The following is a 23038-nucleotide window of genomic DNA, read 5'->3' on the forward strand; positions in this document are numbered from 1 at the left end:
CGCAAGCGCGAAGAGGCTGATACTAATCCTCAATAGCTATAATGATATGTAACGGTATCTTGACCTGCAGGTTGCAATACACGACTGCCATCCTCTGCTCGATGATAAATGATCACCTTGGCGCCATTGCCAAAGCGCTGGTTATTGAAGTCGTTTATCGTGCCAGATGAGTTAGGTGGAATAGGGCGACACCCCACTTCCGTACTGCTATAGGGCCTGAAGTAACACAGCTCCAATGTTTCCCCGATAGCTTCCGGGTACCAAGTGGTTTGCCAGTCGATACCCGTCAGTGTCTTGGTCTTTGTCCCGGTACCGCTTGGGAAATCCGAACTGGTTAGGCCGAACTGCGACAAGCTGACTCCACCGTTGCTCAACACCAGCATGCTGCCCGGGCTGGCCGTTTTGGTGATGGTGTCATCCGTAGCAAGGGCGGTGGTCGAAATGACGGCGCTCAGCAATGCCAGTCCGGCAACCAGGATTTTCGATGCTTTCATGTCATATCTCCTTATGACGATTGAGGGAGTACTTCCCTTACTTGCTTTCAGGCTCATGGGTATCGAGCCAATCCAGCACTGGTAAAACTGCATATTTATTGGCCGCGCGTTGTCCGATCGCATAATCGGCATCTTTAGAAACTACTGTCACCGATACGACATTTGGGTCAGCATATCTTGCATGGAAAGCGGCACGATTCTTACTTCCGGCAAAGGTGCCGAGCCGCTCCTTGGCCCGATCGTCCAGTTTCTTGTGGACCAAGGCGCTTAAATATTCTTCGGTAAACAGGGCACGGAAGCTCAACTGCTGGATCAGGGAGGCTAGATAACATGATCGTTTCGATGTGCCGGCTGCCAGCGAGGTGAAATTAGCCGGACTGGTGCTTCTTGAGATGGACTTACGGGCCGATGTGTCCGGAGAGTGGGTAATGACACGCATGACTATTTCCTTGTCAAATTGCTTACTCCTTTTCCTCTCATCGGCAGGTTACTCGAGAACTTTAGCGATACAGATGATTTTTTCTTCACGACACACAGCAGCGGCGTGCTTGGTCCCCGCTACTGCCAGGCAGTGATAGTCTGACGTGGTCGCCCACCTTGAAACGCTTGGCCATTGCTCTCCTCCATCAGTCATGAATGATTCAGCGTGCTGGTAGCATAGCCCAGCGGATGGCGGTGATCCTGCTGAAGGCCCGCCGAGCAATCAAACGCCATGATCCTGACTTCCAGCCTTCCATGCCGAGCGCTGCCGGACGCTTTTCACTGCGGCATCGATTGACACTGCCGGGTGTCCTGTATTTAGATAGGCCTTCATTTAGATAGATCGGTCTATATAGGAGCAAGACCCGATGCCAGCCTCCAAGCGCGATCAGTTGCTCGCCACGGCCGAGCGGCTCTTCTATGAGCAGGGCTTCCACGCCACGGGCATCGACCGCATCGTGGCGGCGGCCGGGGTGGTGCGCATGACGCTCTATAACCACTTCGCCTCCAAGGAGGCGCTGGTGGCGGCGGTGCTGACGGCCCGCCATCAGCGCTTTATGGCCAGCCTGGAGGCGGCCATGGCCGCGGCGGCACCGGGCCAGGAGACCCTGGCGCTGATCGATGCCCACGGCGACTGGCTGCAGCGCTACAGCCAGCACGGCTGCATCATGGCCAAGGCGATGGGCGAGTTCGCCGAGCACAATGCTGAGATTCATGCCCTGGCGGCGGCCGCCAAGAACGACCTGCTGGCCCGCCTGGAAGCCGCGGTGGCCCGCGACGGGCTGAACCACCCGCCCGGCCTGGCGCGGCGCCTCTTTATGGTGCTGGAGGGCAGCAATACGGCGGTGGCCCTGCTGGATACCGCCACGGCCCTGGCCGATACCCGGGCCCTGGCCGACACCCTGATCGCGACGGCGCGGAGTGTGTCCCCATGAGCCCCCTCTCCCCTCTCGGCATGGCGGCCCTCGGCAGCGGGGTCATCGCCATCACCTACGGCCTGGCGCGCTTCGTGTTCGGGCTCTTCCTGCCGGCGATGCGCGACGAGCTGACGATCTCCGCCACCATGGCGGGAGTGATCGGCGCCCTGCCCTTCCTGAGCTTCGTCTTCACGATCCTCGCCGCCCCGCTGGTGACGCGGCGCCTCGGGGTGCGCCGCACCGGGGTCGCGGCCGCCGGCCTGGCCGGCGTCGGCCTGATCATGATCGCCCAGGCGCCGTCATCGCTGCTGCTGGCCGCCGGCGTGCTGATCTGCGGGATCAGCACCGGGCTGTCGTCGCCGGTGATGGCGCAGGCGGTTTACCGGGTCGTGCCGGCCGACCTGCGCGGGCGGGTCAATGCCACCATCAATGCGGGCACCAGCCTGGGCATCGCCCTCGCCATGCCGGCGGTGCTGCTCTGGGCCGAGGCCTGGCGCAGCGCCTACACCGGCTTCGCCGCCCTGGCGGCAGTGGGCGCCCTGGCGGCCTTCTGCTATCTGCCTCGGGATGATCAGGGCATCTCGCTCTCGCGCCCCCGCCTGCTGCCCGAGTCGGTCAGCCGGGCCCAGTGGCTGGGCATCGCCCGGCTGAGTGGCCTGGCCGTCGGCATGGGGATCGTCAGCGCGGTCTACTGGGTGTTTGCCCCCGATGCGGTGATCAACGCCGGGGGACTACTGCCGAGCCAGACCGCCTGGATGTGGCTGGCGGTGGGCCTGGGTGGGCTGTCCGGGGCCAGCGCCGGGGACCTGATCGCGCGCTTCGGCCCGGCCGCGAGCCACGCCGCCGCCCTCGTAGTGATGTCCGCGAGCCTCGGGCTGCTGGTCATCGATCCCGGCAACTTCGCCCTCGTCCTGGCCTCCGCGGCCCTGTTCGGCGCCGGCTACATGACCCTCAGCGGCTTCTACCTGGTCAGGAGCACCCAGATCATGACCGAGGCGCCCGCCTTCGCCCCGGTGCTGCCACTGCTCGCCACCTCGGTGGGCCAGGTCGCCGGCTCGCCGCTGGCCGGCTGGCTGGTCGGCGCCGAAGGCCATGTCACCACCTTTATGCTCTTCGCCCTCCTGGGGCTGGCCGTCGCCGGACTGGGAACCTGGTTGTTGAACGGGCGCGCTGCCGTGGCCTCGCCGAGTATCGGCCAGTAGCGGCCGCCCACGGGGATGGCGAACGGGCCTTGAAATCCTCCCGCCACCCCCTTGCCCGGGCCCCGGCTCCACTATAGTGACAGGGATGGTCGAGGCGTTCCGGGTCGCCCTCTTCTCGGCCGCGAGGGGGGCTCGGGTGGTAACGCTGGCGGGCGTCCTGCCCGGTGCGGCCGGCCCGGCAATGCCGGGAGGAGAATTCAATGCGTGCAGTCCTGTGGGGAGGGGTGATCGTGGCGGGCCTAGCGGCGGCACCACTGGTAGCGGCATACCCGTCGTCAGACACAAATACTATCCCGCATGAAGAGGTGGCGGCGCTGATCGAGTCGGCACGCGCCGCCACGCTGCGCTTCGAGGATGTCGACGTAGCCCTGGCGGAGGGCTATATCCCGGATCCCTCCGGGGAGTGCGTCACGGCGGCGGCGCATGGCATGCCCGCCGAACTGGGCGGCATGGGCATCCACTACCTGCGCCCCGACCTGCTCGGCCTCACGGTCACCGAGCCGCGGGTCGACGGCACCGGCACCCATACCGACTTTATCAACCCCGCCATCCTGCTCTACGAACCCCAGGCGGACGGCTCCCTGGTGCTGGTCGGGATCGAGAACCTGGTGTTCCATGCGGCCTGGGAAGCCGAGGGCAACGGCGGCCCGCCGATCCTGGCCGGGCGCGCCTGGGACTATATGGTCGACGACCCGGCCACCCCCGCCGAGGAGGCCCACCATTTCGAGGCCCATTACGATCAGCACCTGTGGTTTCGCGACAACCCCAACGGCAATCTCGAGCCGTTCAATCCGAGGGTGACCTGCGAGCATCACCAGCGTTGAGCCCCATGGCCGGGAAATCCGGCCTAGTCTCACGGGCGTAGGGGGGAAAGACGGCGGGGAAGGAATATGACCGGCGGCGCCGCGGCGCCGCCGGTCACGGGGGGATGGAGCGGAAGTCGGGCTATTCCGCGTGTTCCAGTTTGTCCGCCAGGTCCTGGGCCAAGGCCACCATGGTCAGCGTCGGGTTCCAGGACCCTCCCTGCGGCCATAGCCCCCCGCCCGTGACATACACATTATTGCTGCCTCTGAACCGATAATTCAGGTCCACAGGGGCCGAATCCTCCTCACCAAGGTAGAGAGTGGAGCTTTCGTGAACCAGGGCATCCACCCGCCGCTGCTCCTGGCTCGGTCGTTCGGAACGCCATGTCCCCTGATCCGGATCGCCATGCCAGTACTCGACCTGAGAAGCCCCCTCCGGAGACAGCGCCTCTTCGAGGATACCGAAAGTGGCATGATCCATTGCCTTCCAGGTCTGATAATCCCGGGAATTTTCCCTGACCTGCAGCAGTGAATTAGTGGTGACATTATTGTCCTGATCATTACCCAGGAACCAGGACTCCGGATTGTTGTAATCCAGCTCGCCCAGCACCGCGCAGACAAACACCACATACCCCTCGGAGCTTTGTAGCTGGGCCTGTGAGGCGGTCGCCACCACATCCGGCATGTAGCGTAATGCCGTGCCCGCGTTCTTCGCCGGGTTCACATCCCACAATGACGACAGTTGGATATGGAATTGCTGTTCGTAGCTCTTGTCGGCCACGCCGGCAACGTAACAGGCACTCAATTCCAGGTCGCCGAACTGCCCGTCCGGGTCCAGTGACGACTTGGGCACTCGTGCCACGATGGAGCTGATGAAATGCGCGGAAAAGCGTTCCCCGAGAGACTGGGTCTTCGGGAAAGAGTTGCGCAGCAGGGTGGTGGGCGGCAGGGTGCCCATGGCCAGGATCAGCTTCGCCTCGCCCAGCGGCAGCACGCCCCGGGAGGTCTCCAGGGCCGTGGCCTGACGAGAGCCATCGATCTCTTGCTGCTGGATTTTTTCCACGATGCATTCGGAGACGATATCCAACCTGGCGCCTTTGCCGGCGGCGTGCAGGCGGGCCTGTTTCTCGGCTAACGCCAGGATATCTCCTGGCGTCGAAAACTTCTGGAAGTCGACGCCGTTGACGTTTTCGGAGGCGGACGCCAAGGGCGCGGCCTGGGTCCGGTAAATGCCCTCGACACTTTCTCCCCTTTCCCGCAGCAGGGATTGAATACGCTTCTGCAGGGGGCCATAGACGGGTCGACTCTTGCCGATGACGTTCATCTCTTCCGAGCTGCGCCCCAGGTCGATCTGATCGGCCTTCTGGACTCGCAGCAGCTTTTCTGCCGCATCCAGGTTTTTCCGGGCCGCCTCGATGGTGGCTTTCGGCCACCCCTTCAATTCGTCATCATTCGGCCGAGGGCACCAGGCGCTCCACAGCGTGGAACGGCCGCCGAAGAAAGGCACCATGCCGTGCTGCCAGCGAACCGGACCGTCCTGTCCCAGGGCAGTCGTCGCGGACAGGGTCCAGGGAAAGGTCTCAGAAAGGCCACCCAGGGTATCCTTGAAGGGCAAGGGGAGATTCTGGAAATGTTCCGGAAGGAAAAATGGGCCGCGTTCGATCAGAAGAATGCGGCTGTGAGGGTTCGACTCCAGCACGCGCTGGGCAAATGCCAGGGCGCAAAAGCCGGTCCCCACCACCACATAGTCATACTGGTTCTTCTCTCTGGCGGCTTTCCACTCGGCATTGGACAAGAAAAAGACATGGTCCATGACCCGCTGCCCGGTGGGGTCCTGCGGCCCGGGGGTCGGGTAACCATATTGCAGATTGGGGCTTGCTGCTGCCGTTCCCATATCGTCGCTCCCTACGCTGATGCTGCTTCCATTTTCCGGGAGTCCGTTTGGATCCTTCCCGGCCGTTCCTTCATCCTTATCTCGACCTGCTCGCCAGCATTTGCCCGCCTCCCCGCCAGCGGTGGCTCATGGCTTCACGCCATATCGCATGATCGCCGAGCGAGAAGTACCCGGCATCGCCCGTGAACGGGCAGAAAATCGCGGTCTCGGCGCGGGGAAGGGTCTTCGCTGGCATCGATGGTGTCGCCAGCCAGGGGGGCCCCCACACCCGGCGTCGTGCGGGTGCGGGGTAAGGCGGGGTTGGGTGGAAGCCGCTCCATGGTGCCATCCCTTGCGTACTGGCCGTGTCGATTCAGCCTAGCACCGAAGGATCATTTGCCTTATGCCCTGAATCAACGTACCGCCCGAGCCTCGCAACCGCCTGCCCTGGCGACGGCTTCGGCAGCAGCCTTGCGCCGGCGCTGCCCCGGCGTCTTCAGCCAGCCGTAACCGCTGACCAGGCTGATGCCGGCGATGACCAGCACGGCGCCGACCAGGAAGCCCGACTCGATGGGTTCGTGGAGCAGCCAGGCGCCGAAGCCGACCCCGAACAGCGGCGTCATAAAGGAGAGCACGCCGATGCGCGAGGCCTGGTAGTGGCGCAGCAGCCAGAACCAGACCAGGAAGCCGCCGAAGGAGACGATCACCGACTGGAAGCCGAGGCTCGCCAGGGCCAGGGGCGTGGGGTCGATGGCCAGTTGATCGAGGGCCAGGGCGCCGCTCAGCAACAGCACGAAGGCCGCCGCCAGTTGATAGAGCAGGGTCTGCTCGGCCGGCACCCGGGCCAGCCGCGAGGTGCGTATCACCACGGTGGTGGCCCCCCAGGCGGCGCCGGCCAGCAGCGCCAGCAGGTCGCCCCACAGCACCGACAGTCCACTCCCCGCCTCGGCCGGGCCCGAGGGCCCCAGGAAGGCGACGGCGATGCCGGCGAAGGCCAGGCCGATGCCGCCCCATTGCAGCCGGGCCATGCGCTCGTCGGGCACCCGAAAGTGCAGCAGCAGCGCCGCGAACACCGGGGCGGTGTAGAGAAAGACCACGGCATGGGAGGCGGAGGTGAAGCGCAGCGCCTCGCCCAGCAACAGGTACTCCAGCGAGAACAGCGCCCCCACCACCAGGCCCGGCTTCCAGTTGCCATCGCCGAACATCAGGCGCTGCCGTCGCGCCAGCACATAGCCCCCCACCAGCAGGGCGCCGATGCCGGAACGCAGGGCGACCTGCAATACCGGGGAGATGTCGTCGGCGGTGGCCTTCAGCGCCACCTGCTGCATGCCGAGGGTCAGGCAGAAGACGAGCATCAGCCCGAGGGCCTGGGAATCGAGTGATCGGCGTGTGTCCATGCTCCCCTCCAGGGGTGACTGGGTGTGAGGGGAGTATGGGACTGGCGGATCTGCCACATATAGCTAGAATCTGACAAGCGACACGGCTCCACCGACAAGGGCACGCCATGACCCGTTCCACGAAACACCGGCTCCTCCCGCCGTTCAGCGACCAGTTGCCGGCCCCGGTGGTATTCCGCACCGCCTGCATGCCGGCCGACGCGGCCTATCCCCGTCACCGGCATGCCTGGGGCGAGTTCGTCTACTCCTTCAGCGGCGTGGTGGAGGTCAAGGTCGGCGAGCGGCGCTACCTCGCGCCCTCCCAGTACGGCCTCTGGCTGCCGCCGCGGGTCGAGCACCAGGGGCTGAACCGCTACGAGGCGTGCCACTGCTCGGTCTATATCGCGGCGCCCCTGGCCGAGGCCCTGCCGGGCGTGACCTGTGCGCTGACCGTGGGCCCGCTGATCAAGGCGCTGCTCGAGCACCTGCGCCAGCATCCCGTCCAGGCGCCCTACCCCGACGACATCACCCGGCTGCTGCGGGTGCTGGTGGATCAACTGGCCGCGGCGGAGTGCGCCGGCAGCTACCTGCCCACCTCCGAGGATCCCCAGTTGAGCCGGGTGCTGGCGATGATCGAGGCCACCCCCGGCGACAACCGTTCCCTGGGCGAGCTGGCCGCGGCGGTCCACGCCACCGAGCGCACCCTGATGCGGCGCGCCCAGCGCGACCTGGGCATGCCGCTGTCGGAATGGCGGCAGCGCCTGCGGGTGGTCAAGGCGATGCCGCTGCTGGAGTCCGGCGCCAAGGTCGAGAGCATCGCCATGGACCTGGGCTATGCCAGCGCCTCGGCCTTTATCGCCATGTTCCGGCGCCTGACCGGCGAGACGCCCGACGAGTACCGCCGGGGTCTGCGGCCGGCGGGCTAGACGCGGTTCGCGATGACCGGGGGCCGCCGTCAGTCGGGCGCTGCCGGCAAGGGGCCGGGATCGGCCAGCCGGTAGCGGGTGCTACGCCCCCCGCCCGGGAGTTTTTCCAGGCAGCCCTTGGCCAGTAAGTCGGAGAGATGGCGGGTGGCCGTGGCCTTACTGACCTTGGCGACCTTCTGGTACTGGGCGGCACTGATACCCCCCTCGAAGCCCCGTTCACCGCCATCCAACAGCCGATTGAGTACCTTGATCTGCTCGGGTAACAGGCCGGCATCGGCGAAGCGCTGCCAGAAGCGTGTCTTGGCCAGGGTACGGTCGATACCGGCCAAGGCATCGGCCAGGGTCTGCAGCAGGATATCGAGAAACCAGGCCAGCCAGTCGGTGAGATCGGTGGAGCCCCGCTGGCTGGTTTCGAGCACCCGGTAATAGTCCTGCCGCCCGGCCAGGATCGCCGCCGACATGGTGTAGAGGCGAATGCTCTGCCGGTCGGCCTGGGCCAGCGCCCGGTCGGCAATGGCGCGAGCCAGGCGACCGTTACCGTCCTCGAAGGGATGCAGGGTGACGAACCAGAAATGGGCGATACCGGCACGCAGCAGGGGGTCCAGGGCGGGATCGTGGCGGCTCGCTTCGAACCACGCCAGGAAGGCGGCCATTTCATCTTCCAGCATCCCGCGCGGCGGCGCCTCGAAGTGCACCCTGGGTTTGTCGAGGCGCCCGGAGACCACCTGCATCGGCTCCTCGCCTCGCCACTGGCCCACCCGCAGCTTGACCAATGAAGCCTCGGCATCGGGGAACAGCCAACGATGCCACTGGAAGAGCCGCTCGCGTGTCAGGGCCGTGTCGGGGGAGCCGATGGCATCCATCATCATTTCGGCCAAGCCTTCCGAACGCGGCGATACGGCCACTGCCTCGCCTTCCACCCCCAGGCGTCGCGCCAGGGAGGAGCGCACCGATGCCGCATTCAAGCGTTCCCCCTCGATGGCCGAGGAGGTAATGATGTTCTGCAGCAGGGTATCCAGCGTCACCGCCGGATCATCGCCGCCCGGTAGGGCGCCCACCCTGCCCAGCAAGATGCCGAGGGTGCGCCATGCCTGATGGAGCCGAGGCTGAATCACGGACTCCCGCCAATGGACATCGGGCCAGTCGGGCTGCTGCCAGATCCAGGTCGGCGTGGTAGAGGAAACGTTCATTGGCGGTACCCGAATGACAAGATGAGCCGAATGGAGGGGATATTCAGCTCACTATATGAGCCGAATAATTGACCGATTCGGCTCATGGGTCAAGCGGGTCGAGAAGGCAAGCTAACCGGGGTTGGGTATCAGGCCAGCACCTCGGCGAGGGCGCGCCGGCCGTCGAGCAGCACGAACTCGCGGTCGACCAGTTGCCGCGCCTGGACCAGATGCAGCAGGGCATGGGCCACGTTGGCCCGGGAGATGGTGTTCTCGCCGCCGGTCTCCTCCAGGGAAGCGGCGACCCGCTGGGTGGCGGGCTCGTCGGTGAGGCGTCCCGGCTTGAGGATCACCTGGGGCAGGTCGGAGGCGCGCAGGTAGGCGTCGGCGGCGAACTTGGCGGCCATATAGGGACGCAGCGTCTCGGGGGCGGCCTGGGGGTCGTCGGCGCGCATGGCGCTGACCATCAGGTAGCGCGACAGGCCTCGCTCACGGGCCGCCTCGACGCTGCGGATGGCACCATAGAGGTCGATCAGCAGGGTCTTGTCGGGGCCGGTGTGGGGGCCGGAGCCGGCGGTGAAGAGCAGTTGGTCGCAGCCATCGAGGGCGTGGGCGAAGTCCCCTTCCAGGTCGGCGATCACCGTGTCGATGCCGCGCGCCTCGAACCAGGGCCGCTGCTCCGCCGAGCGCAGCATGGCGCGAATCGGCTCGCCGGCCTCCACGGCCAGGGCACAGAACTGGCGGCCGATCTGGCCGTTGGCGCCGATTACCAGGGTCGTCATAGGGCACTCCTTCCTTTCCAGTCGTCGAGATCCCGTTGCGACTTGCATGGTGTCGCGACACCCCGAGGGCCACGTCGAGCCGCTTCATTCGGCGCTCACCCGCGAGCGTCACCATCCGCCTCGGCCAATGCCGTCTATCAGCACGAAATACAGCGTCGTGCCGAGCACGGCGGTGCCGATCAGCCCCAGCCGATTGAGACAGGCGACGGCGCCGACCACCGCCAATGACAGCAACGCCGGAATCGGTTCGCGCACCACCTCACTGTACGCGATGTAGACGGCGAAGTTGATGAACACCGCGGCCGGCAGCAGGCGTTCGAGATAGCGCCGGGTCCGCGGAGCGATCCGCGGCGAGATAAAGGTGGGCAGGATACGCACCAGGCCACTGGTCGTGAACAGCGCGGCAATCGCCGCCCATACCGGCTCGCTCACGGCCACACCCTCCCCAGGATGACCGTCGTAAGCAGGATGCTGGGTATCCAGAAGTACACCGGCCCGAACCACTGGATAAGCAGCAGCGCCAGGCCCGCGCTCAGCACGGCCGCCGCCAACACCGCCGATCGTCGCTCGTTGTGCCAGAGTCGGGCGCGCAACTGTGCGGCTGACAGGTACATCAGCACCACGCTGGCGGGGTATCCGAGGTTCACATCGGCCCCGAGCCAGTTGGTCGGGATGACTCGACCAAGCAGCGCACCGACTAGCCCGGCCAGGACCCAGGCGGCGAAGATGCTGAGGCGAATCCCCCACAGGCCGGCGCCGCTATCGCGCTCGTGCTCCGTGGCATAGGCCTCGTCGCCCAGCATATGCGCCAGGCAGGCGCGCTCGCCAGCCGCTGACGGCAGACGCGCGGCCGAGGTATAGGCGATGGGCAGGTAGCGGCTGTTGATCGAGGCGGTGACCAGCAGCATGGTGAAAAAGCCGGCACCGGATTCGGCGAGGGGCAGCACGGCGAACTGCACGCTGCCGGAGAAGCCCAGCAGGCTGATGGCGACCACCTCCAGCAGCGACCAGTCGGCGCGCACGGCCAGCACGCCGAATAGCATGCTGACCGGCACGACCGCAATCGCCGCTGGACCCACTCGCCGCCATCTGGCCGCTTCGCTGCCGCCTAAGGGCGGTGCGGCTCCATCACTCGTGACCGGTTGTGCGTCCTTCACCTCGTCTTCCTCGTATTGCTCATATGGCATCGAACCGCGTGAAACGCCGCCGGCGGCGATGACAGAGAACGAGTCTAGGGAGGGGGATGCGAGGGGTCTTGTCAGATCGTGCAGCTTGGCTGCCGCTATCGGGGACAGGCGCGGGTCAGTGACGATGCAGCAGGCGCACCCAGCGCGCCGGCGGGATGCCGTACGCCCGGGTGAAATGGTGGGTCATATGGCTCTGATCGGCGAAGCCGGCGATCAGCGACGCCTCGGTTAGCGTCTGCCCGGTGACCAGCAAGGCACGCACATGATCCAGGCGACGCAGGGTCAGGTAACGGTAGGGACTGGTGCCATAGAGCGCCCGGAAATCACGCGACCAACGCCAGCGATCGCGCCCGCTGGCCAGTTCGAGTTCCTCGAGGGTGACGGTTCTGTCCAGGGCACTGTGGATATAGTCGCGGGCGCGCTCCGCGGCCCGGTAGTCCAGCGCCTTGCGCCCCCGCCGTGCCCCCGCCACCACGGCCAGGGCCTGCGCCAGGTCGTAGATGGCATCCGCCTCCTCGAGCGGATCGATAGGACACTCCATGCCCTGCATCAGGGGCTGCGAGGCCGCGTACAGGCGCGGGTCTCGGGAGATGCCGTCGGGGATGAACGGCAGCGGCTTGCCGCCGAGCGCCTGCTGCAACAAGGCCGGCTCGAGGTACAGGATGCGGTAGCGGAACCCCTCATCGGTGCCCGCCTCGCCGTCGTGTCGTTCGTCCGGGTGCAGCACGATGGTCCCGCCCGGCAAGCTATGGCGCCTGCCGTTGCGATAATGAAAGCAATGTACGCCGGCCAGCGTCCGACCGATGGCGTAGGTGTCGTGACGGTGCGGCTCGAAGCCATGCCCACGGAAGAAGGCTTCCATGCGCTCCAGCTTCGCCGAGGGCGGAGCACGTAACGCCCAATCCTGGTTGCCGCTCATCTCTCCTCCCTGTCACCGCACGCCTCCCGGCATCCCCGTGCCTCGCTCGCGAGACGGCCCCGGGCATGCCGGGATGGCGATGCCACCCAGCCGATATGCTGGGCCATAGTGCCATAGACAGGCGCCATCCCAGTACCGGCGGTGGCCGCCGCAGTGGATGACGATCCATTAACTGACGCCGGATAACACAGGTAGCCAGACGTGCTCATAGCCGATGGAAAACGCGACGCCCAGCAGCAGGGCCGCCATCGCCAGGCTAAAGCCCTTGAGCAGCCGCGGGTTGTCGAGACGCTGCCCGACCACGGCGCCCATCAGCGCATAGCTGCCGAGGGCGCCGAAGGCGAGTATCGCCAGTCCCAGCGACCAGGGCAGCAAGGCCACGCCATGGATGCCGGCGGCGGGGAACTGGATGGTGACGATCGGCAGGGTCGCGACCAGCGCCTTGGGATTGCAGAGCTGCATGATCAGGCCATCGCGAAACTGCAGCACCCGCGGCGCCTGCCGCACGGCACCCGGGTCGATGGTCGAGCGGGCGATCTTGATGGCCAGGTAGAGGATATAGCCGCAGCCCAGGGCACCCACCACGGCGAGCAGGTCGCCACGCACCCAGGCCGCCCCGACCCAGCCGAAGATCAGGAACAGCGTCAGCATGGCCACGCCCACCCCGCTAAAGAAGCCGAGGGAGGTGCGGGCCTGGCCGTTGAGGCCCGCATTCAGGCCGAGCAGGTTCACGGGCCCAGGCGTGTACATGACGCCCAGGGCATAGGCGACGATCTCCAACATGGGGAATACCTCGGGTTACTGGGCGATGCTGCGCTGGTACTGGTAGGGCGTCTTGCCGTAGATGCGCTTGAAGCGGCGGTTGAAGTGGCTGAGGTCGGTAAAGCCGTAGCGGAAGGCCGCCTCATTGGGCGTGACGCCGGCCTCCAGGGCGTGGCGCGCGGCATTGACCCGGCAACTGAGCACGTACTGGTGCGGCGTGATGCCGAACTGCTGACGGAACAGGCGCAGGAAGTGGTACTTGGAGAGGTGCGCGGCCCGGCTGATCTCGTCCAGCGACGGGTCCGCCTCCAGGTGCGCGAGGATGTACTCCTTGGCGCGCAGCAGCAGCGCATCGGGCCGGCTCACCGTGCCGCCGGGCTGGAACTTGCCGGCCCGCTGCACCAGGCGTGTCGCCATACGATGCAGGGCGTGCTCCTGGTCGATACGGGTGCCGACCCGCCGGGTCACCAGCTGCGCCAGCTCGAGGATGGCGCCACGCAGCTCGGCATCCGCCATCAGGGTCTCGCCGCTGCGGAAGCGGGCGGCCCACTCGCCGCCCGCCGCGTCGGCGAACGAGGCCTCGAGCTGGGCGGGAGGCACATAGACCATCACATAGCCCAGCCGGCTGTCGTCGCCCGGGTGCCCGTCGTGGGCCTGCTCGGGAGCGAAATGGATGGTGTTGCCGGGCGGGCTGCGGTGAAACTGCCCGCCGCTGAAGAAGTCCTGGCGCCCGGTGAGGGTGACACCGAAGGCATACTCCTCATGGGCATGGCGGTCGTAGCTGAAGTCGCTCATCGCCGCCCGGAGCACCGTTAGCTCGGGATTATGCCGGCTCTTGAAATAGTCGAACCGGCTGGATTGCTGCGTCATGCCACCTCTCCCAGAACGCCACTCAGGCATAGCTTAGGCCCAAGGCGACACCGCGGGCTTGGACAATATTGCGCAACTGCCCGGCAATCCGCCCAAGGCCCTCGCCGCCTGGGCTCCTGAAAGGCCGGGGCTGGCCCCATGACTAGCGTGGTGGAATACGTATTCCGCCTACCCAGCGCTCGCCGGAGGCCTGATCGAGCCAGTTTCGTTCCCCTTCGAGAAGGGCGCGGCCGAGCGCGGTCAGGGCGAGGCGACGATGGGGCCAGTCCCGGTGGGACTCGGTAATCGCCAGCGCCGGCCGGGGCGCCGCGATCAACGGCTGGAGCAGCCACCAGAACATCAGGTCGCCCAGGTAGGGCAGCGGCTCGTAGTCGCGCATCAGGTAGGCGAACGCCTCGCCCACCGGCAGCGAGCCCCGGTCGCGGACGATCGTCAGGATAAGGCGCTCGGTCAGGCCGAGGCCGGACGCCGCGTCCGGCAGCTCCTGCAGGTGGCGCGCGAGCGCCCTGCCCAGCATCGGCAGGGCCGGCGTGCCGGTGGCGATCAGCGCTTCCAGCGGCTGGGGGCGATCGGCGGTCAGCGCCGCCCAGGCCCGGCTGCCCAGTTCGAGCAGGGGCGCCTCGACGGGGCGGCGCTGCCGCCATAGCCAGGCCAGCAGGTCCGGGGCGAGCTGGCCGATGCCGATAAAGCGCTCGACGCCGGGGACGCTCTCTACGGCGATCAGCTCGATCCGTGCCCTGGGCGGAGCCAGATGCAGGCGGTGCAGCAGGTAGGCGAGGATCAACTGGTCGTAGCTGTCGTGCTCGAACCACAGCACCACCCGCTCAAAGCGAGCCAGGTCGTCCAGTGCCTCGTAGCTCCTGCGCAGGCGAGCCAGGGCATCACGCTCGGCCATGCCGGAGACCCCGGCCAGGTAATGCGCTCTCAGCCGCATCAGCGCCTCGGGGGGCAGGTCGCGCAGCGGGCCCAGGCAGAAGGGATCGGAAAACTCCAGGAAGTCGCCGCGGAAGCCGGCGGTGCGCAGGCCATGCTCGATGTCCGAGCCACAGCGGATATGCAGGGTGGTCAGCTCCTGGTCGCTGCGCTCGGCGACCAGTCGCCGTGACGCATCGAGCGCTTCGATATGGGCCTTGAGCCTGGGCCAACTGGCAAAGCCGCATTCCCGGGCGATCACGAACTGGGCATCGGCGAGTCGCAGCGGCGTCTCGCGGGGCGGGAGTTGGCACAGGATGCGCGCCAGGGCGTCCGGCTCGTCGGCCCGCACCGCCTTGAGCAGTTCCTTGGCGCGCTTGCGCTGCTGCTCGAGATTGAAGCGGCCATGAGACCTGGCATCCGGCCGGGGCAGCGTGGTCATACGAATCCCTCCATATGCCTGCGTCCGCCGGACAGGCCGGGAGTCGTATGGGGAAGTCGATTGAAAGCGATGGGCGCAGCCCTTTCCGCGGACGGGGACGCCTAGACGGCGCGGCCCTTAGCCTCGCCCGAACACCGGGAGGAGTCAACCGAGGGAAGCGCCGTATCAAAGGCCAGGGCACAGCACTGGCGGCCGATCTGGCCACTGGCGCCGATCACCAGGGGCGTCATAGGGCACTCCTGCCTTTCCAGTCCTCGCGGTCCAGCTCGGGCTGCTCGGCGCGGAAGCGGGCGTAGCCTTCCACGCCACGGGCATCCTCGAGGATATCGACACGCAGCCCCTTGCTGCGCAGCAGGCCCTCGTTGCCCGAGGCGTTGGTGACGTCGCCTACCACCACCCGGGCGAAGCCACGCATATAGAGCAGGGTCGCGCAGATATCGCAGGGACTCAGGGAGGTGAAGAGCGTGGTCTGGCCGAAGTCGAGGCGCCCGGCATCGCGAATGGCGGCGGTCTCGCCGTGGTTGTAGGGGTGATCCTCCTGGACCAGGGTGTTGTGCCCCTTGCCGACGATGCGCCGGGTGGCGTTGTCGATGATCACCGCGCCGATCGGGCAGCCGCCCTCGCCTCGGCTCTTCTCGGCCAGCAGCACGGCGATGCGCATCAGGTCGGCATCGCTCAGGCGCCGGGCGAAATCGTCGTCCATCAGCGCCGGCAGGCTGGCGGTGGGCATATGGGCGATGGCGGCCAGGGCGGCCTCGGTCACCGGCGTGCCGGCATTAAGTAGCGGTTCCATCTCGTCTCCGTTCGATCCGGGGGTTATCGGGGCAAGTCCCCCATCTTAGCGGCATCGGCGGTGAAAGCGACAAGGCACCGAGAGGCTTGGCAGGACCGGGGGAAACCGCCAGGCTAGGGCGGTCGATGGAAGCGTTGCGGGGGAGCGGCACGCATGGAAGAACTCAGCCTGAGGTGGCTGGCGGGCCAGGGGGTCAGCCTGGTGGCCCTGGCGCTGTGCCTGGTCGCCTTCGCCAGCAAGCGCGACGACAAGCTGTTCGTGCTGCTGCTGTTCGCCAACGTGGCCTTCGCCGCCCAGTTCGCGCTCTTCGCGAGCTGGGTGGCGGCGGGAATCTCGGCGCTGATCGTGGTGCGCATCGCCCTGGTGCGCCGCTTCCCGCGTCACCGGGCGCTGATGGTGGGGATGCTGCTTGCCACCCTGGCGGTGGCGGCGCTGACCTGGAGCGGGCCGCGGGACCTGCCGGCCCTGGCGGCGGGCCTGCTGGGCACCTGGGGCATGTTTATGCTGCGCGGCATCGCCATGCGCGTGACCCTGGCGGTGGCGGCCTTCTGCTGGGTGCTCAGCAACCTGCTGGCGGGCTCCATCGGCGGCACCCTGGCCGAATCGCTGATCTTCATCACCAACCTGGTCACCATCCTGCGCCTGAGGCGCGACGGCCGCCCGGTCCTGCCCTGAAGCCGGCCCGCCGCCTGGGTGGCAACGGGCCGCGGCGTTTTACTTCATCTCGAAGCCGCGCTCTATCAGGAAGTCGCGCATATGGGCGCGCAGCTTGCTGTCGAACAGCGGGGTGAGGTTGCGTGACCAGTTGGAGTCCTTGTTGCCGCCCTTTCGCGCCTGGTAGTAGGCATGCATGGTCTCGTCGTAGGCCTCCACCAGCTCGCGGTCATCGCGGTAATAGTCCTCCTTGAGGATCGCCTCCACCGGCAGGCGCGGCTTGATGTCCGGTTGGTGGGCCGGGTAGCCCAGGCACATGCCGAACACCGGGTAGACATGCTGGGGCAGGCGCAGCAGGTCGCTGACGGCGGCAGGGTTGTTGCGGATGCCGCCGATATAGCAGATGCCAAGCCCTTCGGATTCCGCGGCGATGGCCACGTTCTGGGCCATCAGCGCCACGTCCACGCTGGCCACCAGCAGCTGCTCGGTCATGCCGCGCACGACCGTGGCGCCGGTGCGCTCGGCGGCCTCGGTGGGGCGCTTCATATCGGCGCAGAACACCAGGAAGTCGGAGGCGCCGGCCACATAGCCCTGGCCCCCGGCCAGCTCGGCGAGCTTCTCGCGGTTCTCGGGCTTGGTCACATGGATGACGCTATAGGCCTGCACATGGCTGGAGGTGGCGGCGCCCTGGCCGGCGCGAATCAGCTCCACCAGCAGCTCGCGGGGAATCTTCTGCTCGGTGAACTTGCGGATCGAGCGGTGGGACTTCAGCAGTTCGATGGTGGGGTTCATGGGACCTCGGGGGTTGGCACCAATGATGGCGACGACTTTAATTACCCTGCTTATTATCCGTTATCACGGCGGCCATTGCATCCCGGCGTCGGGCCGCCCCTCTCCCGCGCCGAGGCCGGGCCTGCTAGCATCGAAGGCTCGGCATTATCTCACTGCCCTCGGGAGGCGCCTCCATGGACTGGCTCACGCTGCTGCTCTTCGTACCGGCCTGCTTCGCCCTGAACCTGGCCCCGGGCCCCAATAATCTGCTGTCCCTCAGCAACGCCAAGCGCTACGGCGTGCGCACCGCCTGCCTGGCCGGCATCGGCCGCCTGGTGGCCTTCGTGGTGATGATCACGCTGGCCGCCTCGGGGCTGGCCACCGTGCTCTACGCCTCCGAGACGCTGTTCCTGGTCATCAAGGTGCTGGGGGCCGCCTATCTGTTCTGGCTGGCCTTCCAACTGTGGGGCGCCGACCCGGCGGACGATCCGCACGGCGGCGACTCCAGGAGCCTGATGGGCCTGGCCCGGCAGGAGTTCCTGCTGGCCGCCGGCAACCCCAAGGCGATCCTGATCTTTACGGCCTTCCTGCCCCAGTTCGTCAGCCCCAGCGGCAATATCGCCACCCAGTTCCTGATCCTGGGCGCGCTCTTCCTGGCTCTCGAGTGGCTGGCCATCGCCGGCTATGCCTATGTCGGCGCCTTCCTGCGCCATTGGTTCTCGAGGCCTGCCATGCGCCGGTTATTCAACCGTACCTGTGCGGGCCTGTTGGCCAGCGCGGGCCTGGGGCTGCTGGTGGCCCGGCGGGAGTGAATTCCCGCCACGGACTCACCGGTACGCCTGACGGCGCCGTTCGACCTCCTCCATCAGCCTATGGAACTCGCTGGGCCAGGGCCCGGGCCAGCTCCGCCCGGTAGGCCTCGGCATGGCGGGCCGGGTCGGCGGGGAAGCGCCCCAGCGCCACGGCCAGGTCGAAGAAGCCCTGGGCCGGCAGCTCGCCGCGGCGACTCACCACCAGGGCGGCGATCATCGGGCGTCCGGCGGCCACGTCCTCGCGCATCAGCGCCTCCAGGGCCAGGGCGACCCGCTGGATGGTGCGCGGCGGCGCGAGTCCCAGGGCCTCCGCCGCCTGCTGGTAGGTCAACGGCAGTTGCGCTTCGGGCGCGCCGGCAAGCAGCGTCCTGAGGCGGGCGGCGAGGAGACTATCGGTCGACGTCATGGCAGGGCTTCCAGATCGCCCAGGGCGGTGCGCACGATGGCTTCGCGCTTGGGGATATCGGCCAGGCGGTTGGGGGTGTCGATATTGAGGGCGAAGAACACCGGGCCGCTGGGCCACTCGACCCAGCCCACCCACCAGCCGAGGTCGCCGGACCAGCCGGTCTTGCCGCGCAGGATCCAGTCACGCCCGGCCTCGGTGATCATCAGGTCCTTGACCAGACGCTGATCGGCCTCGTCGAAGGGCAGCGCCTGGCGGTGGAGGCGTTGCAGGAAGTCGATCTGCGCCTCGGCGGAGATCTCCAGGTGACCGGCCTCCAGCCAGAAATTCTCGAGATCCTCGCCGATCTCGGCATTGCCATAGCCGATCCTCTCCAGATAGCGGCGCTCATTCTCCTCGCCGAGCTCGCGGGCGAACTCCTGGTAGAGCCAGACCGTGGAGTTACGCAGGGCGGAGCGCAGGTCCTGGTCGGCATCCCAGGCCGGGACGCCGCGCTCGACGCCATCCCAGGGAAAGACCTGGAACTCGTCGGCCACCACCCCGGCATCCAGGGCGAACAGCGTGTGGGGCACCTTGAAGGTGGAGGCCGGCACGAAGCCTTGCCGGGCCCGCTCGGGGGCATGCACCCAGGTGGTGGAGGCGCCTTCCCGCTGGTCCACGACCAGCAGGGTGCCCTGGGCATCCTGGCTCGCGAAGAGTTCGGCCCAGTCGTCGCGGACCTGCCAGGTATCGGCCGCCACGGCCAGGGGCGCCAGCGCCAGAATCAGGGCGCCGGCCATCAGGGATCTTGGGGTCATCAGTCCATTCCGTTGTCGTCGAAACCACCATGGGTGGCGAAGTAATCGAGAGATTAGCGGCCCGGAGGATAAACCTTAGCCTCCTATCACACCCGGGCGAAAGGGCGTAATCTGGTCTTGGTAACCTGAGACTTTCTCACGCACGGAGGCATGAGATGGTGATTCTCGAGCCCTACGTCCGGGGCGGCCGCTGGCCGACTGGCCTGGCGATATTGAGTGTGCTGCTGCTGGGCCTGGCCGCGCTGCTGATGGGCGGGGCGGGGCCGGCCTATCGCCTCGACGCCCTCGACTTGGGCCAGGCCCTTGGCCTGCTGCGCCAGGGGGCCTATGTGGCCGTGGCCGCGGCGGGCACGGCATTGCTGGCCCTGGTCATGGCGGCCTGGTGCCGGCGACTGCGCCCCGCCCTGATCGGCGGCCTGGTGTTGCTGGTGGTGGCCACCCTGTTGGTGGTGCCTGTCCAACACCTGCAACGCGCCCAGGCGGTACCGCCGATCCACGATATCACCACCGACCTGGAAAACCCGCCCACCTTCGTGGCCCTGGCCTCGGCCCGGGAGGCGGCGCCCAACGCCGTGGGCTACCCTCGCGCCTTCGCCGATCAGCAACGCCGCGCCTATCCCATGCTGGCCCCGCTGATGCTGGATGCCCCCATGGCCCAGGTCATGCTGACCGCCGAGACCATGATGCGCGAGCGGGGCTGGGAGATCGCCAGGGTCGGCGAAACCACCCTGGAGGCCACCGCCACCACCACCTGGTTCGGTTTCGAGGACGACGTGGTGTTGCGCCTCAGCGAGACCGACACGGGGGTACGGGTGGACATGCGCTCCGCCTCGCGCCTGGGGCGCAGCGACCTGGGCACCAATGCCATCCGCATCCAGGAGTTTCTCGACGCCCTCGAGCGTCAGCTACACAGAAACGGCTAGCGGCTGCCGGATGGCGCCCTGGCCGAACCCTCCGGGAAGCCGTAGAGTAGGCCGCCCATCCTCGAGAGGAGTCTGCCGTGAAACCGCAAGACCTGGAGCGGCTGGTCACCCTGAAGATGCCCTTCGGCAAGTATGCCGGCCGGGTGATCGCCGACCTGCCCGGCCCCTATCTGGCCTGGTTCGCCCGGGAGGGTTTCCCGAAGAGCGAGCTGGGGCGCCTGCTGCAACTGATGCACGAGATCGACCATAACGGCCTGAACGACCTGCTGGCGCCCCTGCGCCGGGGGCACTGAGGCGGATATGCTGCAACTCTCCAATAACGTCTCCCTGGCCGACTGGGAGATCGAGATTACCCAGATCCGCGCCCAGGGCGCCGGCGGCCAGAACGTCAACAAGGTGGCCTCGGCGGTGCACCTGCGCTTCGATATCCCCCGCTCCAGCCTGCCGCCCTTCTACAAGGAACGGCTGATGGCGCTGTCCGACCAGCGCATCAGCAAGGAGGGGGTGATCGTCATCAAGGCCCAGAGCCATCGCACCCTGGAGCTCAACAAGGAGGATGCCCTGCGACGCCTCCGGGCGCTGATCCTGGAGGCGGTGAAGACCCAGAAGAGCCGCAAGGCCACCCGGCCCACCAGGGGCTCCCAGCGTCGCCGGGTGGACAAGAAGACCCAGAAGGGCAAGACCAAGGCGCTACGTGGCAAGGTGAAGCCATGACCCCCACGCCGCGTCGCGCCTCCCCCTGCATCCGCGCCTGCCATCTGGACGAGGCGACCCAGTGCTGCAGCGGTTGCCGCCGCAGCCTGGACGAGATCGTACGCTGGGGCGGCATGACCGACGCCGAGCAAGACGCGGTCTGGCGGCGCCTGGAGTCCGATGCCTCCACCGGTTAGCCCATGGCGATGGCCGGCACCCCGGTGACCCACACATGCAGGTGCATGGCGAAGAGGTAATATCCGACCAGGCCGATGACCAGGGTCGCCAGGGTCGCCGGCAGCCGCGAGGGCGGCGCCGTCAGGCCGGCGGCACGGTCGCGGCGCCGGGCCGCGGCGAAGGCGACGATGGCCCAGGCCAGGAAGGCGCCGAAGAAGACGATATCGCCGAGACGACCGTTGGCCAGCAGGTGGGCGAAGGCCCATAGCTTCACCGCCAGCAGCATGGGATGGCCAAGCCGGGCGCGAATGGCATTGCCCGGCACATAGGCCGCCACCAGCAGGATAACGGCGGGGATCATCAGCAGCGCTACCCCATGGCGCAGCCCCATGGGCGGGAACCAGACGACGCTGGGGTCGAGGCGTGTCTGCCCGAACCCCCAGATGGCCAGCGCCAGCCCCACCACCGAGACCAGCGAATAGACGCCCTTCCAGGACGGCTCACCGAGGCGGGCGATCTGCTCGCGTCGCCAGTCGTCGGCGACGATGCGCACGGAATGCATGCCGAGGAAGATCACGAGGCCGAGAATCATCACGATCATGGAGGGGCTCCTTGCCAGGTCACGGGGTCGATGGCGGCCCCTGTCTCCGGGGCCGTCCAGCGCCCCAGCATGCCATATCCCCAGTTGTCGCGCCTGCCCCGCGGTCATGGCCTGCCGTGGGATGACGGCCCGATGTCGATCCGAACAGCGTGCGATCGAGGCTCGAAGTGCCACACTAAAAGTCCGTCATTCCGAGGAGAGCCCCATGAGCATACATACCGGCCTGTCCGCCGAAGCCGCGGTCATGGAATTACTGGACGACTGGGCGGCGGCGGTGCGCGCCAAGGACATCGCGGCCATTACCGCCCACTATGCCCCCGAGATCGTCGCCTTCGATGCCATCGCCCAGCTGCAGTTCAAGGGACTGGAGGCCTACCGGCAGCACTGGGCGGCCTGCCTGGCACAGTGCCCGGGACCGATGACCTTCGAGCTTCACGAGGAGGTCATCTATGCCGAGGAGCAGGTGGCCTTCTTCCATGCCCTGGTACGCTGTGGTGGCAGTGCCGAGGACGCCGGCTGGCTACGCATGAGCGGCGGGCTAAGGCGCATCGAAGGCCACTGGAAGCTGGTGCATGAGCACCACTCGGCGCCCTTCGACCCCCAGAACGGCCGCGCCCTCTTCGACCTCGCCCCCTGAGTCGCGAAGCCCCGGGCCATGGCCCGGGGCTTCGGGACAGCGTGCCGCGGAATCACTCCTCCATAAAGGTGCCGCAGACGTCCCCCATCCGACCGGGGGCGTGATCCTCGCTGTGGGTCAGGCCATCCTCCGCCATATCCAGGGCCACCCGCCACTGGTGATCCTGGTCCATGGCGTCGCAGTCACCCTCGCTGCCGCCGCCGAAATTGGAGTCGATCCAGTAGTGCACTTCATAGGCGGTGTCGGCCATCAGCGCACCGGGGAACTCGAAGGCGAAGGCCATCTCGCCCTCGCCGGCCACGCTACCGTCCTGGCGAGCCAGCACCTCGCCGCTCTCGGCCTCCACCAGGGCCACGGCGATGGCCTGGCCCCCATGGGGGCCCTGGAAGCTGGCATCGCCCTGGAAGACCAGGTCGTGGCCCTCGGTGGCCAGGGCCATGGCGGGCACTAACAGGGCGCCGAGCAGCGCCCCTCGAAACAGGCTGACAATCCTCATGAGTCACCTCCCTTGCAGGGCTATCGCAGTTAGCTTTGCGCTCTAGGGCTACCCTGGGGGCAGGTCGTCGCGGGGCGCTGTGAACCCCTCCCTGGGCGCTACTTTTGCCATCCCTGGCAAAAAACCCCCGCTCCATCCTGCCCCCAGCGCCCCTCAGCTATTCCAAC

The 23038-nt window shown here is 67.0% G+C and carries 29 protein-coding genes; 11 read left to right on the forward strand and 18 right to left on the reverse strand.

Features of this window, described 5'->3' with window-relative positions; genetic code table 11:
• Positions 1–29: 29 nt before the first annotated feature.
• Complete coding sequence (locus ACZ5EF_RS16290; RefSeq protein WP_346061563.1) at positions 30–494, reverse strand: hypothetical protein; 465 nt, start codon at positions 492–494, stop codon at positions 30–32.
• Between the two features lie 37 nt (positions 495–531).
• Positions 532–933, reverse strand: a complete 402-nt coding sequence (locus ACZ5EF_RS16295; protein WP_346061562.1) for a hypothetical protein — start codon at positions 931–933, stop codon at positions 532–534.
• 409 nt (positions 934–1342) lie between these two features.
• Here ACZ5EF_RS16295 and ACZ5EF_RS16300 point away from each other — a divergent pair, with 409 nt between their 5' ends.
• From ACZ5EF_RS16300 to ACZ5EF_RS16310, 3 genes are all read left to right on the forward strand, one after another.
• The gene (locus tag ACZ5EF_RS16300; protein ID WP_346061561.1) at positions 1343–1909 is read left to right on the forward strand and encodes a TetR/AcrR family transcriptional regulator; all 567 of its coding nucleotides are present in this window, start codon (positions 1343–1345) and stop codon (positions 1907–1909) included.
• Positions 1906–3093: an MFS transporter gene (locus ACZ5EF_RS16305; protein ID WP_346061560.1), complete on the forward strand. Its 1188-nt coding sequence runs from the start codon at positions 1906–1908 to the stop codon at positions 3091–3093. Before ACZ5EF_RS16300 ends, ACZ5EF_RS16305 begins: the two co-directional genes overlap by 4 nt.
• Positions 3094–3293: 200 nt before the next feature.
• Positions 3294–3917 (forward strand): hypothetical protein, encoded by a 624-nt coding sequence (locus ACZ5EF_RS16310; RefSeq protein ID WP_346061559.1) that lies wholly within the window; start codon positions 3294–3296, stop codon positions 3915–3917.
• A 121-nt stretch (positions 3918–4038) separates the two neighbouring features.
• Here ACZ5EF_RS16310 and ACZ5EF_RS16315 read toward each other — a convergent pair whose 3' ends face one another.
• Both ACZ5EF_RS16315 and ACZ5EF_RS16320 read right to left on the reverse strand, forming a co-directional pair.
• Positions 4039–5790 (reverse strand): GMC oxidoreductase, encoded by a 1752-nt coding sequence (locus ACZ5EF_RS16315; RefSeq protein ID WP_346061558.1) that lies wholly within the window; start codon positions 5788–5790, stop codon positions 4039–4041.
• Between the two features lie 392 nt (positions 5791–6182).
• Positions 6183–7166, reverse strand: a complete 984-nt coding sequence (locus ACZ5EF_RS16320) for a DMT family transporter (RefSeq protein WP_346061557.1) — start codon at positions 7164–7166, stop codon at positions 6183–6185.
• 107 nt (positions 7167–7273) lie between these two features.
• Here ACZ5EF_RS16320 and ACZ5EF_RS16325 point away from each other — a divergent pair, with 107 nt between their 5' ends.
• On the forward strand, positions 7274–8071 hold the full coding sequence (locus ACZ5EF_RS16325; RefSeq protein ID WP_346061556.1) for an AraC family transcriptional regulator: 798 nt from the start codon (positions 7274–7276) through the stop codon (positions 8069–8071).
• Between the two features lie 29 nt (positions 8072–8100).
• Here ACZ5EF_RS16325 and ACZ5EF_RS16330 read toward each other — a convergent pair whose 3' ends face one another.
• The 9 genes from ACZ5EF_RS16330 to ACZ5EF_RS16370 form a co-directional block, all read right to left on the reverse strand.
• Positions 8101–9261 carry a Fic family protein gene (locus ACZ5EF_RS16330; protein ID WP_346061555.1) on the reverse strand — a complete coding sequence of 387 codons (1161 nt, stop codon included), beginning with the start codon at positions 9259–9261 and terminating at the stop codon, positions 8101–8103.
• 128 nt (positions 9262–9389) lie between these two features.
• A complete protein-coding gene (locus ACZ5EF_RS16335; protein WP_346061554.1) occupies positions 9390–10022 on the reverse strand; it encodes an SDR family oxidoreductase in 633 nt (210 codons plus the stop codon).
• A gap of 108 nt (positions 10023–10130) precedes the next feature.
• Positions 10131–10454 (reverse strand): AzlD domain-containing protein, encoded by a 324-nt coding sequence (locus ACZ5EF_RS16340; protein ID WP_346061553.1) that lies wholly within the window; start codon positions 10452–10454, stop codon positions 10131–10133.
• Positions 10451–11179, reverse strand: coding sequence for an AzlC family ABC transporter permease (locus ACZ5EF_RS16345; protein ID WP_346061552.1), 729 nt, complete (start codon positions 11177–11179; stop codon positions 10451–10453). The genes ACZ5EF_RS16340 and ACZ5EF_RS16345 overlap by 4 nt, the downstream gene beginning before the upstream one ends.
• 145 nt (positions 11180–11324) lie before the next feature.
• Positions 11325–12128, reverse strand: a complete 804-nt coding sequence (locus ACZ5EF_RS16350; protein WP_346061551.1) for an AraC family transcriptional regulator — start codon at positions 12126–12128, stop codon at positions 11325–11327.
• A gap of 168 nt (positions 12129–12296) precedes the next feature.
• Positions 12297–12911, reverse strand: a complete 615-nt coding sequence (locus ACZ5EF_RS16355) for a LysE family translocator (RefSeq protein WP_346061550.1) — start codon at positions 12909–12911, stop codon at positions 12297–12299.
• 15 nt (positions 12912–12926) lie between these two features.
• On the reverse strand, positions 12927–13760 hold the full coding sequence (locus tag ACZ5EF_RS16360; RefSeq protein ID WP_346061549.1) for an AraC family transcriptional regulator: 834 nt from the start codon (positions 13758–13760) through the stop codon (positions 12927–12929).
• A 142-nt stretch (positions 13761–13902) separates the two neighbouring features.
• Positions 13903–15114 carry a DUF1835 domain-containing protein gene (locus tag ACZ5EF_RS16365; RefSeq protein WP_346061548.1) on the reverse strand — a complete coding sequence of 404 codons (1212 nt, stop codon included), beginning with the start codon at positions 15112–15114 and terminating at the stop codon, positions 13903–13905.
• Positions 15115–15340: 226 nt separating this feature from the next.
• Complete coding sequence (locus tag ACZ5EF_RS16370; protein ID WP_346061547.1) at positions 15341–15907, reverse strand: nucleoside deaminase; 567 nt, start codon at positions 15905–15907, stop codon at positions 15341–15343.
• A gap of 153 nt (positions 15908–16060) precedes the next feature.
• Here ACZ5EF_RS16370 and ACZ5EF_RS16375 point away from each other — a divergent pair, with 153 nt between their 5' ends.
• Positions 16061–16582: a YgjV family protein gene (locus tag ACZ5EF_RS16375; protein ID WP_346061546.1), complete on the forward strand. Its 522-nt coding sequence runs from the start codon at positions 16061–16063 to the stop codon at positions 16580–16582.
• Between the two features lie 39 nt (positions 16583–16621).
• Here ACZ5EF_RS16375 and nfsA read toward each other — a convergent pair whose 3' ends face one another.
• Entirely contained in the window at positions 16622–17353 is a 732-nt protein-coding gene (gene nfsA, locus ACZ5EF_RS16380; protein ID WP_346061545.1) for an oxygen-insensitive NADPH nitroreductase, read from the reverse strand.
• A 173-nt stretch (positions 17354–17526) separates the two neighbouring features.
• Here nfsA and ACZ5EF_RS16385 point away from each other — a divergent pair, with 173 nt between their 5' ends.
• Entirely contained in the window at positions 17527–18144 is a 618-nt protein-coding gene (locus tag ACZ5EF_RS16385; RefSeq protein WP_346061544.1) for a LysE family translocator, read from the forward strand.
• Positions 18145–18202: 58 nt separating this feature from the next.
• On the opposite strand, the gene ACZ5EF_RS16390 is transcribed toward ACZ5EF_RS16385, so the two are convergent.
• The gene (locus ACZ5EF_RS16390; RefSeq protein ID WP_346061543.1) at positions 18203–18550 is read right to left on the reverse strand and encodes a hypothetical protein; all 348 of its coding nucleotides are present in this window, start codon (positions 18548–18550) and stop codon (positions 18203–18205) included.
• Positions 18547–19344 carry a class D beta-lactamase gene (gene blaOXA / locus ACZ5EF_RS16395; RefSeq protein ID WP_346061542.1) on the reverse strand — a complete coding sequence of 266 codons (798 nt, stop codon included), beginning with the start codon at positions 19342–19344 and terminating at the stop codon, positions 18547–18549. Before blaOXA ends, ACZ5EF_RS16390 begins: the two co-directional genes overlap by 4 nt.
• Before the next feature lie 155 nt (positions 19345–19499).
• Here blaOXA and ACZ5EF_RS16400 point away from each other — a divergent pair, with 155 nt between their 5' ends.
• The 4 genes from ACZ5EF_RS16400 (at position 19500) to ACZ5EF_RS16415 (ending at position 21157) form a co-directional block, all read left to right on the forward strand.
• Positions 19500–20267, forward strand: a complete 768-nt coding sequence (locus ACZ5EF_RS16400) for a DUF1499 domain-containing protein (RefSeq protein ID WP_346061541.1) — start codon at positions 19500–19502, stop codon at positions 20265–20267.
• Between the two features lie 77 nt (positions 20268–20344).
• The gene (locus ACZ5EF_RS16405) at positions 20345–20560 is read left to right on the forward strand and encodes a DUF3820 family protein (RefSeq protein WP_346061540.1); all 216 of its coding nucleotides are present in this window, start codon (positions 20345–20347) and stop codon (positions 20558–20560) included.
• 7 nt (positions 20561–20567) lie between these two features.
• On the forward strand, positions 20568–20981 hold the full coding sequence (arfB, locus tag ACZ5EF_RS16410; RefSeq protein WP_346061539.1) for an alternative ribosome rescue aminoacyl-tRNA hydrolase ArfB: 414 nt from the start codon (positions 20568–20570) through the stop codon (positions 20979–20981).
• Positions 20978–21157 carry a DUF1289 domain-containing protein gene (locus tag ACZ5EF_RS16415; RefSeq protein WP_346061538.1) on the forward strand — a complete coding sequence of 60 codons (180 nt, stop codon included), beginning with the start codon at positions 20978–20980 and terminating at the stop codon, positions 21155–21157. Before arfB ends, ACZ5EF_RS16415 begins: the two co-directional genes overlap by 4 nt.
• On the opposite strand, the gene ACZ5EF_RS16420 is transcribed toward ACZ5EF_RS16415, so the two are convergent.
• Positions 21154–21738, reverse strand: coding sequence for an NnrU family protein (locus tag ACZ5EF_RS16420; protein WP_346061537.1), 585 nt, complete (start codon positions 21736–21738; stop codon positions 21154–21156). The two genes, ACZ5EF_RS16415 and ACZ5EF_RS16420, sit on opposite strands and share 4 nt — an antisense overlap.
• Before the next feature lie 205 nt (positions 21739–21943).
• Here ACZ5EF_RS16420 and ACZ5EF_RS16425 point away from each other — a divergent pair, with 205 nt between their 5' ends.
• Entirely contained in the window at positions 21944–22375 is a 432-nt protein-coding gene (locus ACZ5EF_RS16425) for a YybH family protein (protein ID WP_346061536.1), read from the forward strand.
• Between the two features lie 52 nt (positions 22376–22427).
• Here the strand turns inward: ACZ5EF_RS16425 and ACZ5EF_RS16430 are convergent, their stop codons facing one another.
• On the reverse strand, positions 22428–22871 hold the full coding sequence (locus ACZ5EF_RS16430) for a hypothetical protein (RefSeq protein WP_346061535.1): 444 nt from the start codon (positions 22869–22871) through the stop codon (positions 22428–22430).
• Between the last annotated feature and the right edge of the window lie 167 nt (positions 22872–23038).

It is taken from the genome of Bisbaumannia salifodinae (assembly GCF_055388505.1).